Raw genomic sequence first — 2,456 nt, 5'->3', positions numbered from 1 at the left:
TTCCCGAGCTGCATGATTTTGTGTTGGCCAGTTGCGAAGCCGACGTGTTTTTGTTCCATGTAGAACTCGAAGCTCCAGTTGCCGCCGTCGCGGCCGATACCGGATGCTTTGACGCCGCCGAACGGGGTGGGCAGATGGCGGACGTTTTCCGAGTTCACCCAGATCATCCCGGCTTCTAGCTTGTCGGTGAACCGCAAGGCGCGGGTCAGTTCATTGGTCCAGACATAGCCGGTCAGACCGTATGGTGTGTCGTTGGCAATCTGCAGCGCCTCGTCCTCGGTAGAGAATGGGATCGAGGTCAGAACCGGGCCGAATATCTCTTCGCGCGCGATACGCATCTGGTTATTGGCATCGGTAAACAGGGTTGGGCGAATGAAATACCCTGTGTCGCCCACCTTGACACCTCCGGCGGCGACAGTCGCACCGTCTTCCTTGGCGATGTCAAAATAGGAGGTCACCTTGTTATAGTGCTCCTCGGTCACCAGGGGCCCGATCTCGGTCGCAGGATCCAGCGGATGACCGACCTTGATGGTGTTGACCCGCTCGATCAGCCTGGCCTCGAACGCGTCCTTGATGGTGTCCTGCACCAGCAGGCGCGAGGATGACGTGCAGCGCTCGCCATTGATCGAGTAGATCATGAAGATCACCGCATCCAGCGCCCGGTCGAGATCGGCGTCGTCGAACACAACAACCGGGTTCTTGCCGCCCAGTTCCAGATGCATCCGCTTGAGCGTATCGGCACCTTGTTTGGTGATGATGCTGCCGGTGCGGCTTTCACCGACAAAGGCGATCGCCTTGATCAACGGATGCTCCGTCAACGCCTTACCCGCATCGGGGCCGAACCCGTTCACGGTGTTCAGCACACCCTTGGGCAGCCCGGCCTCTTCGGCGATCTCCACCAGCAGGCGAGCGGACAGCGGAGAATCTTCGGCCGGTTTGTGAACCACGGTGCACCCGGCAGCCAAAGCAGGTGCGATCTTCCATGTCGACAGCATGAACGGCGTGTTCCACGGCGTGATCACCCCCACCGGACCGATCGGTACGCGCGTGGTGATGTTCATCAGGGTCGGCGACTTAAGGTGCTGACCGTCCCGCGCCTGGACCACCTGATCCGCGAAATACCGGAAATTCTCGGCCCCCCGCAGCGCGGCCTTGGACATAAAGCGCAGGGTCTGGCCGGTGTCCCAGCATTCACACAGCGCAATTTCCTCGGCACGGGCCTCGATCGCATCGGCAACGTTCAGCAAGATGCGGCGCCGCTCGGTGGCAGGCATGTCGCGCCAATCGGCAAATGCGGCGTGGGCGGCATTGGCGGCAGCGTCGATATCATCGGCTGTGCCATGGGCGACATCGCAGATCACCGACCTGTCAACCGGGGAGGTGGATTGGAACACCCCTGCGGAACCGTCGCGATCTTCACCGGCAATTCGGTTCTTGATGCCGGTTTCCTTAAACCGGACCAGAAAGCCCGCCAGCTTCTCGATATTCGTACCCAGTGCGCTCATGGATCAGGTCTCCTGGTTGGTCGCGTCCAAATGGTCCCGGATCGTGCCGGTCTTGGGCGAAAGGTCTGGGTCAATGTCACGCATCTCAAGCGAGAGCGCGATGGAATGTCCGGCGAAGGCGGGGGACAGATAGGCCTCAACCGCCTCAAAAATGCGCTGCGTGGCGTCCCGTTTGACATCCGCAGTCCGGCCAGCGCGCAGGCGGATCGAGATATCAACAAACCCATGCGCCGGATTGCCGTCCGCGATGGCATAGTGATCGACCCGCGTGGCCCGGACACGAATACCGGGCAGGGGAAATGTCTTGATCCCGGCAGCCGTGGCCCGGATGCATTCGCACAAGCCACTCATATCGATCCTGTCTTCCAGATTGCCGGAATACTCGACGTGAAAATGTGGCATATGCTCCCTCCAATAGTAAACATGTTTAGTAAATTGGAGCCCCCGCTGTCAAGAACTTGCTTTGTTAATCTTTGCATCTTTTGACTCTGCGAATTAGAAGACTGTCATGAGTGAACAAAGCCACACCAAGAACACCTCGCGCGCCCTTCCGATTGCCTTGCTGCGCGCACGCGAAACCGTCATGGCCCCCATCCGGGACATGCTGCAGGGGATACAACTGACCGAGCAGAAATGGCGCATCCTGCGCGTGCTGGACGAGTTGGGTGAAGTGGAGCAAAGCTCGATTGCCAAAGAGGCCTGCCTGCTGTTGCCAAGCCTCACCCGCATCCTGCGCACGATGGAAGCCGAAGGCCAAATATCACGCCGCCAGGACAGCCACGATAAACGACGCACAATGGTGAAGATCACAAACGAAGGACGAAACATCCTCGCCGAAAACCTCGGAACCTCTCTGCAGATCTACCAAAGCATCGAAAAACAAATGGGACGAGAAAAACTCAATCAACTCCTCAACCTGCTCGAAGAACTACAAGCCGTCAAAGTCTGACC

Annotated in this window: 3 protein-coding genes; 1 reads left to right on the top strand and 2 read right to left on the bottom strand. The window is 58.7% G+C overall.

Features of this window, described 5'->3' with window-relative positions; translation table 11 throughout:
* Positions 1-1,505 (bottom strand): 5-carboxymethyl-2-hydroxymuconate semialdehyde dehydrogenase (gene hpaE, locus AC2FLO_RS00540; RefSeq protein ID WP_496755264.1); only part of this gene is annotated, 1,505 nt, incomplete at its 3' end.
* 3 nt (positions 1,506-1,508) lie between these two features.
* A complete protein-coding gene (locus AC2FLO_RS00535; RefSeq protein ID WP_496755266.1) occupies positions 1,509-1,907 on the bottom strand; it encodes a 5-carboxymethyl-2-hydroxymuconate Delta-isomerase in 399 nt (132 codons plus the stop codon).
* A gap of 106 nt (positions 1,908-2,013) precedes the next feature.
* Here AC2FLO_RS00535 and hpaR point away from each other — a divergent pair, with 106 nt between their 5' ends.
* Entirely contained in the window at positions 2,014-2,454 is a 441-nt protein-coding gene (hpaR, locus tag AC2FLO_RS00530; protein WP_496755268.1) for a homoprotocatechuate degradation operon regulator HpaR, read from the top strand.
* Positions 2,455-2,456 lie beyond the last annotated feature (2 nt).

The organism is Ruegeria sp. TASC047, from assembly GCF_059612445.1.
Note: the sequence above shows the minus strand (reverse complement) of the source record. Positions and strands in the feature narration are given on the sequence as shown.